Source organism: Pseudoalteromonas sp. KJ63-1 (assembly GCF_055808145.1).
The window spans coordinates 153526-168386 of record NZ_JBVVRL010000002.1; the positions used below are offsets into that span (position 1 = coordinate 153526).

The 14861-nt window shown below is 40.4% G+C and carries 14 protein-coding genes; 13 read left to right on the plus strand and 1 reads right to left on the minus strand.

Features of this window, described 5'->3' with window-relative positions; all coding sequences use genetic code 11:
• Nucleotides 1-6: 6 nt before the first annotated feature.
• The 9 genes from AC0L7Q_RS17165 to AC0L7Q_RS17205 all read left to right on the plus strand — a co-directional run bounded on the left by AC0L7Q_RS17165 (nucleotide 7) and on the right by AC0L7Q_RS17205 (nucleotide 12502).
• Nucleotides 7-1374, plus strand: coding sequence for a MotA/TolQ/ExbB proton channel family protein (locus AC0L7Q_RS17165; RefSeq protein WP_413403295.1), 1368 nt, complete (start codon nucleotides 7-9; stop codon nucleotides 1372-1374).
• A gap of 3 nt (nucleotides 1375-1377) precedes the next feature.
• Complete coding sequence (locus AC0L7Q_RS17170; protein ID WP_008111501.1) at nucleotides 1378-1905, plus strand: MotA/TolQ/ExbB proton channel family protein; 528 nt, start codon at nucleotides 1378-1380, stop codon at nucleotides 1903-1905.
• A 53-nt stretch (nucleotides 1906-1958) separates the two neighbouring features.
• Entirely contained in the window at nucleotides 1959-2369 is a 411-nt protein-coding gene (locus AC0L7Q_RS17175; protein WP_008111500.1) for an ExbD/TolR family protein, read from the plus strand.
• Nucleotides 2370-2375: 6 nt separating this feature from the next.
• A complete protein-coding gene (locus tag AC0L7Q_RS17180; RefSeq protein ID WP_413403570.1) occupies nucleotides 2376-2981 on the plus strand; it encodes an energy transducer TonB in 606 nt (201 codons plus the stop codon).
• 37 nt (nucleotides 2982-3018) lie between these two features.
• Nucleotides 3019-4347: a tetratricopeptide repeat protein gene (locus AC0L7Q_RS17185; protein WP_413403298.1), complete on the plus strand. Its 1329-nt coding sequence runs from the start codon at nucleotides 3019-3021 to the stop codon at nucleotides 4345-4347.
• 314 nt (nucleotides 4348-4661) lie between these two features.
• Nucleotides 4662-6269: a hypothetical protein gene (locus tag AC0L7Q_RS17190; RefSeq protein WP_409425972.1), complete on the plus strand. Its 1608-nt coding sequence runs from the start codon at nucleotides 4662-4664 to the stop codon at nucleotides 6267-6269.
• Nucleotides 6270-6547: 278 nt separating this feature from the next.
• The gene (locus AC0L7Q_RS17195; RefSeq protein ID WP_418157363.1) at nucleotides 6548-9064 is read left to right on the plus strand and encodes a TonB-dependent receptor domain-containing protein; all 2517 of its coding nucleotides are present in this window, start codon (nucleotides 6548-6550) and stop codon (nucleotides 9062-9064) included.
• 202 nt (nucleotides 9065-9266) lie between these two features.
• Complete coding sequence (asd, locus tag AC0L7Q_RS17200; RefSeq protein ID WP_413403302.1) at nucleotides 9267-10406, plus strand: aspartate-semialdehyde dehydrogenase; 1140 nt, start codon at nucleotides 9267-9269, stop codon at nucleotides 10404-10406.
• A 137-nt stretch (nucleotides 10407-10543) separates the two neighbouring features.
• Nucleotides 10544-12502: a methyl-accepting chemotaxis protein gene (locus AC0L7Q_RS17205; RefSeq protein ID WP_409425975.1), complete on the plus strand. Its 1959-nt coding sequence runs from the start codon at nucleotides 10544-10546 to the stop codon at nucleotides 12500-12502.
• Nucleotides 12503-12539: 37 nt separating this feature from the next.
• On the opposite strand, the gene AC0L7Q_RS17210 is transcribed toward AC0L7Q_RS17205, so the two are convergent.
• Nucleotides 12540-13343: an ion transporter gene (locus AC0L7Q_RS17210; RefSeq protein WP_010388826.1), complete on the minus strand. Its 804-nt coding sequence runs from the start codon at nucleotides 13341-13343 to the stop codon at nucleotides 12540-12542.
• Between the two features lie 100 nt (nucleotides 13344-13443).
• Here AC0L7Q_RS17210 and AC0L7Q_RS17215 point away from each other — a divergent pair, with 100 nt between their 5' ends.
• From AC0L7Q_RS17215 to AC0L7Q_RS17230, 4 genes are all read left to right on the plus strand, one after another.
• Nucleotides 13444-13650 (plus strand): hypothetical protein, encoded by a 207-nt coding sequence (locus AC0L7Q_RS17215; protein WP_010388825.1) that lies wholly within the window; start codon nucleotides 13444-13446, stop codon nucleotides 13648-13650.
• Nucleotides 13651-13656: 6 nt separating this feature from the next.
• On the plus strand, nucleotides 13657-13944 hold the full coding sequence (locus AC0L7Q_RS17220; RefSeq protein WP_054201572.1) for a hypothetical protein: 288 nt from the start codon (nucleotides 13657-13659) through the stop codon (nucleotides 13942-13944).
• 137 nt (nucleotides 13945-14081) lie between these two features.
• Nucleotides 14082-14276 carry a YwbE family protein gene (locus AC0L7Q_RS17225; protein ID WP_008468098.1) on the plus strand — a complete coding sequence of 65 codons (195 nt, stop codon included), beginning with the start codon at nucleotides 14082-14084 and terminating at the stop codon, nucleotides 14274-14276.
• Nucleotides 14273-14791: a DUF4240 domain-containing protein gene (locus AC0L7Q_RS17230; RefSeq protein ID WP_409425976.1), complete on the plus strand. Its 519-nt coding sequence runs from the start codon at nucleotides 14273-14275 to the stop codon at nucleotides 14789-14791. Before AC0L7Q_RS17225 ends, AC0L7Q_RS17230 begins: the two co-directional genes overlap by 4 nt.
• Nucleotides 14792-14861: the final 70 nt, after the last annotated feature.

Below are 14861 nucleotides of genomic sequence, written 5' to 3' on the forward strand. Positions count from 1 at the left end.
TTTACCATGAAATTATTAACGAAAATGACAAAAATGGCCGTGTTTGCAGCCAGCTTAAGCTTTGTAGGCACCAGCATTGCCGCTGAACCAATGAACTTAGATGCCTTATTAAAAACCTTAGAGCAGGGTAAATCAGCGCAATCAGAGCAAAATAAACAGCGTGAACAAGAATTTGCTGCACGTGAAAATGAACAAGTACAAATGCTTAAAAACACCCAAGCTAAAAGAAACCAAATGCTCAGCGAGTCAGAGCGCTTAGAAACGCAGTTTGAAGAAAACGAAATTAAACTGGCTAATTTGACTGATACTTTATCTAAGCGTATGGGTTCATTAAAAGAGCTATTTGGTGTACTACAGCAAGTTGCTGGTGATTCAAGCAATAAGTTTGCAACCTCTGTGGTATCTGCTCAGTTACCTGGACGTAGTACTTTTATGGATGAATTGGCGCAAAAAATGGGGTCTACCTCAAAGCTTGCGTCTATTGAAGATATCGAAAAGGTTTGGTTTGAGCTACAACGCGAAATGACCGAACAAGGAAAAGTAAGCCGCTTCAATACCGATGTAATTGTTGACGGTGGCAATAAAGTACAAAAAGAAGTGGTACGTGTGGGTGCATTTAACCTTATTAGTGACGGTCAGTACCTAGAGTATACACCTTCTACCAATACCATTAGCCAACTTACTCGCCAACCAAGCAGCCGCTTTACTGCGACCGCTGCTGATTTGCAGCAAGCAAACACGGGTGTGGTGCCGTTTGCGCTTGACCCAACAGGTGGTTCAATTTTAGGTTTATTAGTACAAGCCCCTGATACCAGCGAGCAAGTCCATCAAGGTGGTGCTGTTGGTTACGTTATTTTAGGCGTTGGTTTATTAGCGTTATTAATTGCGTTAGAGCGTTTTGTATCACTGATGTTGATGGGTGGAAAAATCCGTCGTCAATTAAAAGATGATACAGCCCGTGATGACAACCCGCTAGGGCGCGTCATGAAAGTGAAAGACCAATACCCAAATGTGGCGTACGACACGCTTGAACTTAAGTTAAGCGAAGCCATTTTACGCGAAATGCCAAAAATCACCCGTAATTTAACGCTTATTAAAATTATCTCTGTGGTAGCGCCACTGCTGGGCTTACTCGGTACGGTAACCGGGATGATCAATACCTTCCAAGCGATTACTTTATTCGGTACTGGCGACCCTAAACTAATGGCAGGCGGTATTTCACAAGCCTTGGTTACTACTGTATTAGGCCTTGTTGTTGCTATCCCTACGGTGTTTTTATACACCTTATTGAATACCCGCTCAAAAGGCTTACTGCTTATTTTACAAGAACAAAGTGCAGGTATTATTGCCGAGCGAAGCGAGAAAGGAGCTTAAACCATGGTGCTATTGATTGATTCAATCAATGCTATCCGTGATTTTCTCGACACGGGTGGCCAAGTTCTCTTGGTCATTGCCGTGTTAATTTTCGCGATGTGGTTATTGATACTCGAGCGATTTATGTACTTTTTTAATGGCTATCGACACTACAAAAAAGACGTTAAAAATACGTGGAAAACGCGCAGTGAACGCAACAGCTGGAACGCAGAGCAAATACGCCAGGCCATGGTGTCACGCGCCAGTATGCGATTAAACGCAAACTTACCACTGATTAATGTGATGGTTGCGCTGTGTCCACTATTAGGATTGCTTGGCACAGTTACAGGGATGATAGAAGTCTTCGATGTAATGGCCATTACAGGTACTGGCAGCGCACGCTCTATGGCATCGGGTGTGTCAAAAGCAACTATACCCACTATGGCAGGTATGGTCGGTGCGTTATCAGGGGTGTTTGCCTCAACCTATTTACAGCGTAAAGCAAAGCGTGAAGTTGAATTGTTGCAAGACACTATGGTGTTAGACCACTAAATAATTATTGAAAAGCGGTGGTTATAATCACCGCTTGTTCTAGGAGAAGTAAAATGAGAGCCCCATTAGGTAATTTATTCCAAGAAGATGAAGCAGAAGAAATAAACATGACTCCTATGCTGGATGTTGTATTTATTATGCTTATTTTCTTTATTGTTACAGCCTCGTTTGTAAAAGAAGCCGGTATTGATGTAAACCGACCAGAAGCGGCAACTGCGGTTAAAAAAGAGCGCGCTAACATATTAGTGGCTATATCAGATCAAGGCGAAATTTGGATCAATAAACGTCAAATAGATGTACGTGCTGTACAAGCCAACATTGAACGTTTAAAAGCTGAAAATCCACAAGGTAGTGTGGTTATTCAGGCCGATAAAAAAGCCACTACAGAAACCTTGATAAAAGTGATGGATGCCTCGCGTGCAGCGGGTGTATTTGATGTTTCAATAGCGGCTCAAGAAGGGTAACGAGTGATGCGTTATGTACTTGCGTTAATTATAGCGGGTGTGGTGACCTTTATGCTGTTTTTAGGTATGCAGGCATTGATCACCGGCGGAGAAGGCGCCATGACGGAGCCTGCAAAAGGGAATGTGTTGGATTTTGTCCGTTTGAAAAAAGAAGAAACGGTGCAAAAAAAGGAGCGCAAACCACAAAAGCCACCAACACCTAAAGAACCACCTCCGCCAATGGAATCGCCACAAATGCAAAGTAGCGATAACAACGCGGCTAGCAACAATTTTGATTTTGCTGCCAATGTTGATGCTGATGTAAATCTAGCGGGTGGATTAGCGTTAGAAACCAGTGATGGTGAGTATTTACCCATAGTAAAAGTGGCACCTGTATACCCAAGACGTGCGTTATCCCGTGGTATTGAAGGGTATGTCATTGTTGAATTTACAGTGACAAAGCAAGGCACGGTTAAAGAGCCACAAGTTATTAGAGCCGAGCCAGAGTCATTGTTTGACAGAGCTGCGATGGATGCGGCCCTTAAGTTTAAATATAAACCGCGCGTTGTTAATGGCGAAGCCGTTGAAGTAGCCGGTGTGCAAAATAAAATTTCTTTCCAAATTAATGGTTAATTCTGTTAAGTAAGCAAAGAATGAACGTGAGGCAATTATGAAATTAAAACTAACAACCAAACTATTGAAGCTTAGTATGTTGTGCACTGTTGCAATCAGTGCCAGCGTTGTTACACCAAGTGCATTGAGTGTACTTCCGGGTGTAAATTTGGCGACAGTACAGGCGGCTGAACAGCAGAAAACAACACGAGTGCCCGCACTTCGTGAAAAGGTATACAGCCAATTAGCTCGTGCCCAAAAACTTGCGGATGATGGTGACAGCAAAGCGGGCTTGGATGCACTTGACAGTATACAAGTACGTTCATCAAGTATGAATTCTTATGAAATTGCGATGATGCATAACTTTTATGGGTTTATTTATTACAATGAAAACGACCTTGTAAAAGCGATTGCCTCATTTGAAAAGGTGATTGCAGAAGATGGTATTCCAGAAACACTACGCCTGAGCACAACATTCAGCTTAGCGCAGCTTGCTATGGCTAACAGCGACTACAAAAAGGTGATTGCATTTTTAGACAAATGGGATGCCATTAATACAAAGCCTAAAACCGACGCCTATTATTTATTAAGAGCGCAAACTTACTATCAATTAAAAGACTATGAGCAAGGCCTAAGTTACATTACCCAGGCCATTAACTTAAGTGATAGCGAAGGCAAAGTACCAAAAGAGAACTGGCTGGTACTCCAACGTGCTATGTATTACTCACTTAACCAAACCGATAAAGTAGTGAGTGTACTTGAGCGTATGGTAAAGCTTTATAACAAACCTGAGTATTGGGTGCAATTAGCCGGTATGTATGGTGAAACTGGGCAAGAAAAACAGCAGCTTAGTGTTTTAGAAGCGGCTTACCAACAAGGATTTTTAACCTCCAAATCTGACTTAAGACAGCTTGCGCAGGTATATTTATACAATCAACTTGCTTATAAAGCTGCCAATGTAATGAGTAAAGCAATAGAGCAGGGCATTGCTGAACCTACGGCTAAAAATTATGCCTTTGTAGCCGAGGCCATGGTACAAGCTAAAGAAGATGCTAAGTCGATTAGTTATTTTACCAAAGCAGCAGAGCGTTCAGAGCATGGTAAATACGATCAGCGTCTAGCTGAAGTGTATGTAAACACAGAGCAGTATGACGAAGCAGCCGATGCAGCACGAATGGCGCTGGATAAAGGCGGCCTTGATTTTGAATCAAATGCGTTTGTTGCTTTAGGGATGGCACAATACAATTTACAAAATTTTGATGCATCTATCCTTGCATTTGAACAAGCTGAAAAGCACAAAAAGTCGCAACGTTTAGCCCAACAATGGATCAAATATGTAAAACGCGAAAAAGTGCATGCGCAAACATTAAAAACAGCACTACTTTAATTTTTATAGTGCGATTATTAGTTCTTAATTGACGCACTAAAAACCATTTCATAATTGCACTACTCAAACCACACTAACATTTAGTTTGTGTGGTTTTTTTGCGTGCACTTTTAAAGCAACATATTGATTTTTAGTTAATTAACATTGTCATTTTATGTTTACTAAAGTGTAACTTCATTGTCATAACACTCCCGTATTGTACTTCGTATTCGATAACTCAAGTGACCTTAATGCATGAGTATCGTGCCTTAAAGTGACTTAAGTTATTACTTAATGCGCTAACACAATAATTAAATACTTTTACGGAGTGAACAATGAAATTATCTGGCTTATTCAAAATCAGCTTAGTGGCTACAGCAATAACACTTGCTGGTTGTGGCGGTGGAGATATTAACGTTACACCTACGACAGTTGATAACAGTGTAGACAATTCAGTGACTAACCCAGGTGGTGATAATGGTGGCGATACAGTAAGTTGCGCCACATACACATTAGATGGAGCTACATTTACAGGTGAAGCAGAAGGCGTTAACTGTTTATACAGCCAAGCATTTGCAAGTAATGCAAAAGAAATTACTAGCTCTTTTGTTATCCCTGCGCTAGACGATGGCGGTGCCCATGTATTTGAAGGTGCTTTATTTATTGGTGACGATGTAGACACATCTACTGGCGCCACTATTGATGTTAATGGCCCAACATTGTCTATTGAAGCAGGCGCTACCATTGCGTTTACAAAGCCAGAGAGTTTTATTCGTATTGCTCGTGGTGCAAATATTGAAGCAATTGGTGAAGTAAATAAGCCAATTATTTTCACAAGTATTAAAGAAGTTGATGGTGACGATTCAACAACCGCTCAAATTGGGGATTGGGGTGGCGTTCAGGTAAATGGACGTGGCCATTCTATTCGTTGTACAGCAACAGCAGCGGCACAAGACATGTGTAACCACTCAGCTGAAGGTATTGTGTCTTATTACGGTGGTAATGACCCGCAAGATAGTAGCGGTATTCTAAAGCATATTGTTATTAAGTATGCAGGATTTGGTGTTGAAGGTGATGAGCTAAATGGTTTAACACTAAATGCTGTTGGCTCAGGCACAACAATTGATTATGTCCATGTACATAATGGTTTTGATGATGGTATAGAGCTCTTTGGTGGTAGCGTTAACCTTAAACACATCGTTGTTACTGATACAGGCGATGATGGTATTGACTGGGATGAGGGTTGGAAAGGCTATGGACAGTACATTCTTGTCCGTTCAAATGAATATGGAAATCATGGTTTTGAAACAGATGGCGCAAAAGTTGATCCATTATCTGCAGACGCACAAGATTTAGTAACGACTGTTTCTAATCCAACTATTGCTAATGCAACCGTTGTTACTACTGGTGACCAAGGTGCTGAAGGGCGTCGTACTGGTGCCGGTATGGAAATGAAAGAATGGGGTAAAGCGCAATTAGCTAACATGTTGTTTGTAAACTCATCATCTGTAGATGGTGCTGGCTGTTTTGATTTATATAATGAAAAAGATAAATCAGGAGATGCTGGTGTGCATGCCAATGCAAACAACGGTGATATCGCATTTATGAGTTCAATATTTGCGTGTGGTAAGAATTTTGAAGACGTAAATACTCCTTTAACCGGCGCGTTAGCAAGCTTTGATATCAATACCTGGTTTACTGGTGGCGAAAATAACCAGCTGATTGGTTTTGCTGATTTTGCAAATGTGCTTGGTGCTGATGGTGTTTCAACTGCAGCAACTATTACAGATTCACAAGGTACTGCGGTAGCTACAACAGCTAAAGACATGAGTGAGGTTGACTCTTTCTTTACTAACGCAGGCTACATTGGTGCACTTAAAGAAGGTGAATCAAGTGAATGGGCTGATTTTGTAGCTGCATCTTTACAACGCGCTAGTAATTAATCTAGACCGGCTCTAATTATAAGGCGCTCTGGCGCCTTTTTTAAGGGAATTTTAGGTTTAGAGGATATAAATATGAAACATCAAAAGCAGTTTAAAACTAATCTAATAACGTTATCTCTGCTCTCCCTTTTTCTTCATTTAATTCTTTTGCTGAACAGGCACAAGAAATAATCAATGAAGAAGCGATAGAAGAAGTTGTTGCAACAGGTACACGCCTAAAAGGCAGTGCTAGTGCCGTAATTGATGAACGTAAAAACCAGGCATTTGTTGCTGATATAATGGGTTCAGAGCAAATATCTAGAACAGGTGATAGCGATGCCGCTTCTGCACTTCGCCGTGTTACAGGCTTATCGTTAGTTAACGATAAGTTTATTTATGTACGCGGTTTAGGTGAGCGTTATTCAAGCGTGCGTTTAAATGGCGCGGTTGTTCCAAGCCCAGATCTGACTCGAAATGTAATTCCACTTGATATTTTCCCATCAAGTATTATTGAATCTTTAGCTGTTCAAAAAGCCTATTCGCCTAATATGCCTGCGGCTTTTGGTGGTGGTGACGTTAATATCAGGACGAAAAGCATTCCAAGTGATACTTTATTTAAAGTTGAGATTGGTGCTAGCTATAAAGATACAAACGATGAAGGCTACACATACAATGGCGGCAGTGACGACTGGTTAGGTAAAGATGATGGTACACGCGCATTACCAGGAGCCGTTAAAACGGCGTTAAATACCTATATCAATGGCTTGTCTGATATCTCATACAGAAATATAAGAGATGTGGAGTCAAGACGTCAGGGGGCTGATATTGGTCAAGCAGCTGCAATAGACTTAAATAAAAGTTTATCAAAAGCACTACCAAGAGATTTTGGCTTAGAAAAAGAAAGCTTAAACCCTGATGCAGGCATTAAAGCTGTTTATGGCGACCGATTTGATAACTTATTTGGCCTAGACGGATCTTTTGGTTTCTTAGCATCAGTTGCTTATGAAAATGAATGGTCTAATGCAGAGAAGTTTAGCGCAGTACTTTCTTCTGTTGACGCATCTGAATCTGAATGTTCAAAAGATGACTTTACTTGTTACTCTGCCACAGAGAAAGAAGTATCAACAAAGCATAATATAAAATTAAATAGCTCTCTAAATTTAGGTTATAAAATTGGCGGCCATGATTTAACAGCCACCTATATGATGCTACGAGATACTGAAGATGAAGCTTCTGTTGCGCTTTACCAAGAGCCTTCAAAGTCATTAAGCATTGATGCTGGGCAATTACAGCGAAGCCACCTAACCTCTTTTGAGGAACGTGAACTTGAAATACTTCAACTTCGTGGAATGCACAATTTAGAGTGGAGTTTTCTTGAAGGTGTTGGTGTAGATTGGCAATACACTGATTCAACAGCGACGACGAGTATACCTGGCGAGCTTGAAGTAACGGTGCGTGATGAGTACGCCGATGGCGAATATCAACGTACTTTTTATAATGGTAGCTTAGGTGGCAACCCTTATTTGTATCGATTTGTTGAGCTAGAAGACGATGTAGAAAACTGGGGCGTTAATGTTAACAAAGTTTTTTACTTTGATTACGCCGAAGTTGAAATTGCGGGCGGCGGCTATTTTGTTGAAAAAACGCGTGATTACCGCACAGACTTTTTTAACTATCGCTTTAGCCAAACACAGTCTTTAGATTTAGCACAAAGTGAAGAAGAAGCACTGTCAATTGGTAGTTTCTTTGCTAATGATGCTGTTATCGATTCAACGGGTGTAGAGTTATTGTTTCAAGAACCTACAGCCGATGATTACCTAGCAGCGCAAATGATTGATGCTTATTACGGCTCTTTTGATATCACTTTTGCTCAAGATTGGCGTTTAAGTGGTGGTGTGCGTTACGAGGACTTCCGCCAAGTTGCCCTTGCTTTTTCTCGCTCAGCATTCGATCCTGCTTTATTGGCAGATAAATTAAGTGCAGATGCGATAAAACAAGCAAGTGTGATGGAAGATGAGTATTTTACTTCATTATCTATGACATATAGTCAGCAGTCGTACCAGGTTCGTTTTGGTTATGGCAGCACGGTTGTTCGTCCTGACTTGCGTGAGTTAAGCCCTGTTCAATTCCAAGATCCGTTGACCGGTTATCGAACGCTTGGTAATCCATTCTTAGAATCTAGTTACCTAGATAACTTTGATGCACGTATCGAATTTTATATGGACAATGGTGATAACTACTCAGTTGGCGCATTCTATAAAGACATAGATAACCCAATCGAAGCATTATTAACCGAAAGTGACGGCCGTTTTACTCTGCAGTTTGACAATGCAGATACAGCCTATGTTTACGGTATAGAAGCAGAATGGTTAACTGAGTTGCATAGTGATTTATTGGGAGGTGCTTTTTTTACTTCTGGTAATTTAACGGTCAGTGATTCAGAAGTTGAAATTGCACAAGAACAGCGCGCCGACCTTACAAATCTAAAACGACGTATGACTGGCCACTCAAAGTATGTTGCCAACCTACAATTGAATTACGATTCGCATAATGGCATGCACCAAGCTTCAGTTATTTATAACGTATTTGGTGACCGTATTTTAGCTGCGGGTGTTAACAACTTTGATGACGCTTACGAACAACCTTTAAACTCGTTAGACATGGTTTATAGTTACTACCCAACGTTCAATACCACATTAACACTTAAAGTGAAAAATATGTTGGGACAAAACTTTGAAGTAGAACAAAATGATGTGTTAATTCGTTCTCAAGAAACGCCTAGAGAACTGAGCGTCAGCTTTAGCTACGAGTTTTAAGTAAAAGCCCAAGGATAGGATTTATAACAACGCCTAACTACTTATTAGCCCTGTATTTTGTACAGGGCTTTTTTATGTGTATGAAAAATATTTAAGTTACAGTTTATTGACTAGTTTTAGTGTGCTGGTGGTGTTAGCTTAAGGCTGTAAAAATTAAATCTCACGCAATGAATTTTTAATTTTTAATGTATAGGCTCCTTTTATGAATCAAATAGTGGAACAAACAATGAAAAAAGTAGGATTAGTCGGATGGCGCGGCATGGTAGGCTCAGTATTACTAGAGCGAATGAAACAACAACATGATTTTGCACATATCGACACCACCTTTTTCACCACCTCACAAGCAGGTCAGCTTGGCCCAGAGTTAGCAGGTCCAGCTAAACCGCTTTTAGATGCTAGTGATATTTCTGAACTTGCAAAAATGGACATTATTGTTACCTGTCAGGGTGGCGATTATACCAATGCGGTGTACCCAAAATTACGTGAATCGGGTTGGGATGGCTATTGGATAGATGCAGCCTCTGCGCTGCGTATGAGCGATGACAGTATTATCGTACTTGACCCTGTTAACAAAGATGTCATTGAACAAGGGCTTGAGCAAGGCGTTAAAACCTTTGTAGGTGGTAACTGCACGGTTTCACTTATGCTACTAGCACTGGGCGGTTTATTTGAGCACGACCTAATTGAATGGGTAAGCCCAATGACCTACCAAGCAGCATCGGGCGCCGGTGCGCGCAACATGAAAGAACTCATTGCCCAAATGGGTGCTATTCATGCAAGTGTCGCACAGCAATTAGATAATCCAAGTTCAGCTATTTTAGAAATTGATAAAATAGTAAGCGAAAAAATGGCATCGAGTGATTTGCCACAAGACCAATTTGGTGTGCCACTGGCGGGTAGCTTAATCCCATGGATTGATGTGCCTATGCCAAGCGGTCAATCAAAAGAAGAGTGGAAAGCGCAAGTAGAAGCCAACAAAATTTTAGGCTCATCTAAACAGCCTGTACCCATAGATGGTTTATGTGTACGCATTGGTGCAATGCGTTGTCATAGCCAAGCGATGACAATTAAACTACGTGAAGATATTAGCGTAGAAAAAATTGAAGAAATTTTAGCTTCGCACAATGAGTGGGTTAAAGTAATTCCTAATCAGCGCGACATTATCAGTACCGACTTAACCCCAGTTAAAGTAACCGGTACGCTGAGTATTCCTGTGGGCCGTATTCGTAAACTCGCTATGGGCCCAAAATACATCAGCGCCTTTACCGTGGGCGATCAGCTTTTATGGGGTGCAGCGGAGCCACTTCGCCGGATGCTACGAATTATTGTAGACGGCGAGTAAGTTTCTAGTTCATCAAGTTAAAGGGTTAGCAAATTGCTAACCTTTTTTATTGCCTCTTCGAAACATTCTCATATTATTTCTTGCTCAACCCTTTTAGTCACACTATATTCTTAAGAGTGTTTTTAGAGGTTAACTTCATGAATATATCAAAAAAATTAAAGCTCTCTTTTGCATCTGCAATTGCCTTGCCGCTATTAATTATAGCTGCTTTAGTTATTTCCCAAACCAGAGAGCAAGCACTTGATAATTTTTCTCAGTTAAGTGAACGTGAAGCCCGCCAAGTTGATAATGCAATTACTATGTTTTTTGCTGAAATTGCCAAAAACGTGGACTACTTAGCCTCCCACCAAACGATTAAAAATGCCCGTGATAACATAAAAACGCATATGAATGTTGGCACTAAGGTAATGCTTGATCACCCTAACCAAAGTCCGACGGAGCAAGCTGCTTATAGTTTATTTAATCACTTTGGTGAGACTCACCCTGGGCTTGCTTATATTTACATGGGGAATGAACAAGGTGGTTATATTCAATGGCCAATGGGAAACGTAAACGCCAATTATGATCCTCGTCAGCGCCCATGGTACAAAACAGCTAAACAAGCGAACGGTAAAACAACTCGTACTAATGCGTATTACTGGGCTGCTGATGATTTAGTGATTGTATCTACGGTTAAAGCTATTATTGATGACGGTGAATTAATTGGTGCTCAAGGGATGGATGTTTCATTAGGAGGACTTACCGACATTATTGCCGATATTAAATTAGGCGAAACAGGTTACTTAATGTTGATTGAAGACAGCGGCAGTGTGCTAGTGGATGTGAAACACCCAGATTACCGATTCAAAAACCTAGCAGATATTGAGGGGGCTAAATACGCCGATTTAGCTAAAAATAGCAAAGGCCTGTTTGATGTAGATATTGATGGAAAACAGTATATGGCCAATATTTATACGTCTCCCATTTTAGGTTGGAAGTTTATTGGGGTGGTAGAAAAGTCTGAGGTAATGAGTGCGGCCAATGCGATGGCGTACACCATTTTAATTATTAGCGCGATATTAATTGCCGTATTTGTTGCGATAGCGAGTTATATTTCTAAACTTATTTCAGCTCCAATTGTTGAGGTGAGCGATGGTTTAACTGAAATATCGCAAGGCGGCGGTGATTTAACCCAGCGCTTAACAATAAAAACCAAAGATGAAACCGCTAAACTAGCCACCAGCTTTAACTTATTTTTAAATTTGATCAGTGAGCTGGTGAAGCAAATTAATGAATGCGCACAAAATGTTAGTAAAACCTCATCGCAAACATCATCACAAGCAGCTCAACTAACAAGCTCTACTAGCCAACAACAACAAGCTTTAGAAATGGCGGCAACGGCTATTAATGAAATGGCTGCCACTGCTAATGAAGTGTCGAGTAGTTGTGCGAATGCGGCCGATTTGGCGGTTCAAACACAACAAGCATCAGATTTAGGGCAATCGGTTATTACACAAACCGTAGAAAGTGTGGTGCAGCTCTGTGATGTAATAAATAATGCCTCAGCAGACATTACTCAACTTGATACTGAAAGTGAAAATATTATGTCGATTTTGAGCGTTATTCGTGGCATTTCAGAGCAAACCAATTTATTAGCATTGAATGCTGCAATTGAAGCTGCGCGAGCTGGTGAGCATGGGCGTGGTTTTGCAGTGGTTGCTGATGAAGTTCGTGCGTTATCGCAACGTACTGCAGAGTCGACCGAAGAAGTTGCATCGCAGCTTGATAAGTTACGCACGATGTCTTCTAAAGTCTCTAAAGACATGGAACGCAGCATAGAAACCACCAATAAAACTGTAGAACTTGCGCATTCTGCGCAACAACAGTTTAGTGAGATCACGGCATCTATTGTTAATATTAGTGATTTAAATACGCAAATAGCCACCGCTGCTGAAGAGCAGCAACACGTCGCTGAAGACATCAATCGAAATGTGACTGAAATTAAAAACTCGGCTGATGAGGTGAGTGATATTGCTGTTAGCACCAGTGAGAATGGCAATGAAATGAGTCGTCTTTCATCGATATTAACTGATTTAGTAGGTAAGTTTAAAGTATAAACAATAGGGCAAGTGCATACTTGCCCTATTAAATCTGCTACTTATTTTTGAGTAATTGTTTTAACTCTGCCAGTTGTGCTTTCAATTCGTTTACTTGGCCTTGGGTTGCGGGCAGTGAGTCTGTATCGGCTTGCTCTTCTCGGGCATTGCGATGCTCCTCACTCATTACTTCTAAAATAGCCCCCACCATCATATTTAAGAATACAAATGCAGTTAAAAAGATAAAGGTTAAGTAAAAAATCCAACTTAATTTGTATACCGCCATGGTTTCATACATCACGTCGGTCCAATCTTCGAAGGTGGCGATTCTAAACAAGGTAAGCATAGAAATAGAGACATCGCCCCACAGTACTGGGTTTATTTCAGCAAACAACATGCTACCTGTGGCAGCATAAATATAAAAAATCACAAACATTAGCAGCGCGATATAGCCCATTTGCGGGATGGCTTTTATAAGTGAGTTCACTAATAAGCGCAGCTCTGGGATCATAGACACTAAACGTAGTACGCGGAAAATGCGTAGTAGTCGAGCAATAAAAATAGTCGAGCCTGCCGCAGGGTATAAACTACCTATCACTATAATGAAGTCAAATATGTTCCAGCCTTTGGAGAAAAAATCTTTGATCCCTTTACTGGCAATATAACGAATAACCAATTCGATCAAGAAAAACACTGTGATGCCTATATCCATCCAATGTAGAAATAGCTCAGCAGTAGGGTGTAATGAATAGGTATGTGCACCCACGGTCAGTGCAGAAACCACAATAACTGCAATAACAAAGGATTGAAATAATTTACTTTTATCGATACGCTGGAACAGCTCTTGTAACTGCGACAACATCATAACGTGCCCTTAACGGTTATAAATATAAAACCAGTGCAATATACAGCAAAAGTAACGAAAATTAGTAGTTTTCCGGTGAAAATATAAGGAATTTTGAATGTTAAATAATAACTTAAAGTATCTACTTTCGTTATCTGTAATCGTAGTGTTAGCAGGGTGTAGCAGCGATAGCCGCTATCATGAAATTCAATCAGCCCGATTAGGTGAGTGCAGCCATATGGCCGACAAGGAATACCATGAATGTGTTAAACAACAACAAGACAGCTACAAAGAATTCAAAAAACAACAAATCGCCGAGCAGTAATAAACCATGACCAAAACCCAAAAGCAGCTAGATAAACGTATTCGTCAGCAATTAACACTGGCTTGCGAGCAAATAAAAGATAACGTTGAGGGCTTTAGCTTTCTTACTCACTCGGTTGATTTAAACAATTTACCTTCTAAGTTTACTGTAAGTTGTTATTTTATTGATGATATTGCACTAGAGCAGGCTAAACAAAATAACCAGCTAGATTACATTGTGCAGCTTATTTGTAATGCATTAGCTAGTTTAAATATTCATATAAAAAACAATGCTATTTCATTTCTTAAGCAGTAAAAATCGGTACTGTGTTTTTGTTTGATTATCCCTCATTTTAAGCTGTATTTGGCATTTATGGTCTTAGTAAAAGCTTTAATATGGAGAGATTCTATTAAGCAGGCTATAATCGCAAAAAATTGTAATAGAGATTAAATATGGCCGTTCCAACACGCTCGCAAATAACGCCAGGCACAGAGGTTAATATTGTGCTTAAACAAGATCAACGCAGTGGTACTTTAACCAATGGTATTGTGTCGCGTTTATTGACCAAGTCACCTAATCACCCGCACGGAATAAAAGTACAATTAGAAGACGGCCAAGTGGGTCGGGTAAAAGAGATCATTGCATGAGTGAGCTAACCTTAACTGATTTTTGGCGACTGGTTACAGTGAAAGATAAAACCGCAGAGCCCGATTCAGTGTGCCAATCGCTTAAGTTGGCACTGAGTGACTTATCAGATGAGCAATTAATTGAATTTGATAAGCAGTTTAGTATTTGTATGCGCCAAAGTTATACCTGGGATTTATTTGGTGCGGCGTTTGTTATGGCGGGCTGTAATGACGAATATGGCTTTTCAGAATTTCGTTGTTGGTTAATATCCCGTGGTGAAGCCGCATTTAAAGCTGCGCTAGAAAACCCAGATAGCCTCGCTCAGTGCACACCGCTTTATTTTTTAAATGAGCAACCTTATCCGTATTTAGATGAGTATGACTTAATTGCAGGTTTGTTATATGAAGAACGTAACGACGATGAGTTACCCTTTATTCCCTCAGGGCTTGAACAACCTAAAGGTAAGCGCTTTAAAGACAAACCTAAGTTTTTAAAACAAAATTACCCGCAATTATTTGCTAAGTATTGGCAATAACTCAGCTTGTTATTAATGCATTTTCTTCCCCCTTTATGTAATAAAGCTTACGTCTAGTTTAATCTTATTT

What these genes read in the sequence shown, in the direction of transcription:
- AC0L7Q_RS17190 (WP_409425972.1), top strand. Translation starts at nt 4,662, where the DNA reads ATGAAATTATCTGGCTTATTCAAAATCAGCTTAGTGGCTACAGCAATA.
- AC0L7Q_RS17175 (WP_008111500.1), top strand. Translation starts at nt 1,959, where the DNA reads ATGAGAGCCCCATTAGGTAATTTATTCCAAGAAGATGAAGCAGAAGAA.
- AC0L7Q_RS17205 (WP_409425975.1), top strand. Translation starts at nt 10,544, where the DNA reads ATGAATATATCAAAAAAATTAAAGCTCTCTTTTGCATCTGCAATTGCC.
- AC0L7Q_RS17165 (WP_413403295.1), top strand. Translation starts at nt 7, where the DNA reads ATGAAATTATTAACGAAAATGACAAAAATGGCCGTGTTTGCAGCCAGC.
- AC0L7Q_RS17170 (WP_008111501.1), top strand. Translation starts at nt 1,378, where the DNA reads ATGGTGCTATTGATTGATTCAATCAATGCTATCCGTGATTTTCTCGAC.
- AC0L7Q_RS17180 (WP_413403570.1), top strand. Translation starts at nt 2,376, where the DNA reads ATGCGTTATGTACTTGCGTTAATTATAGCGGGTGTGGTGACCTTTATG.
- AC0L7Q_RS17225 (WP_008468098.1), top strand. Translation starts at nt 14,082, where the DNA reads ATGGCCGTTCCAACACGCTCGCAAATAACGCCAGGCACAGAGGTTAAT.
- asd (WP_413403302.1), top strand. Translation starts at nt 9,267, where the DNA reads ATGAATCAAATAGTGGAACAAACAATGAAAAAAGTAGGATTAGTCGGA.
- AC0L7Q_RS17210 (WP_010388826.1), bottom strand. Translation starts at nt 13,343, where the DNA reads ATGTTGTCGCAGTTACAAGAGCTGTTCCAGCGTATCGATAAAAGTAAA.
- AC0L7Q_RS17220 (WP_054201572.1), top strand. Translation starts at nt 13,657, where the DNA reads ATGACCAAAACCCAAAAGCAGCTAGATAAACGTATTCGTCAGCAATTA.
- AC0L7Q_RS17230 (WP_409425976.1), top strand. Translation starts at nt 14,273, where the DNA reads ATGAGTGAGCTAACCTTAACTGATTTTTGGCGACTGGTTACAGTGAAA.
- AC0L7Q_RS17195 (WP_418157363.1), top strand. Translation starts at nt 6,548, where the DNA reads ATGGGTTCAGAGCAAATATCTAGAACAGGTGATAGCGATGCCGCTTCT.
- AC0L7Q_RS17185 (WP_413403298.1), top strand. Translation starts at nt 3,019, where the DNA reads ATGAAATTAAAACTAACAACCAAACTATTGAAGCTTAGTATGTTGTGC.
- AC0L7Q_RS17215 (WP_010388825.1), top strand. Translation starts at nt 13,444, where the DNA reads ATGTTAAATAATAACTTAAAGTATCTACTTTCGTTATCTGTAATCGTA.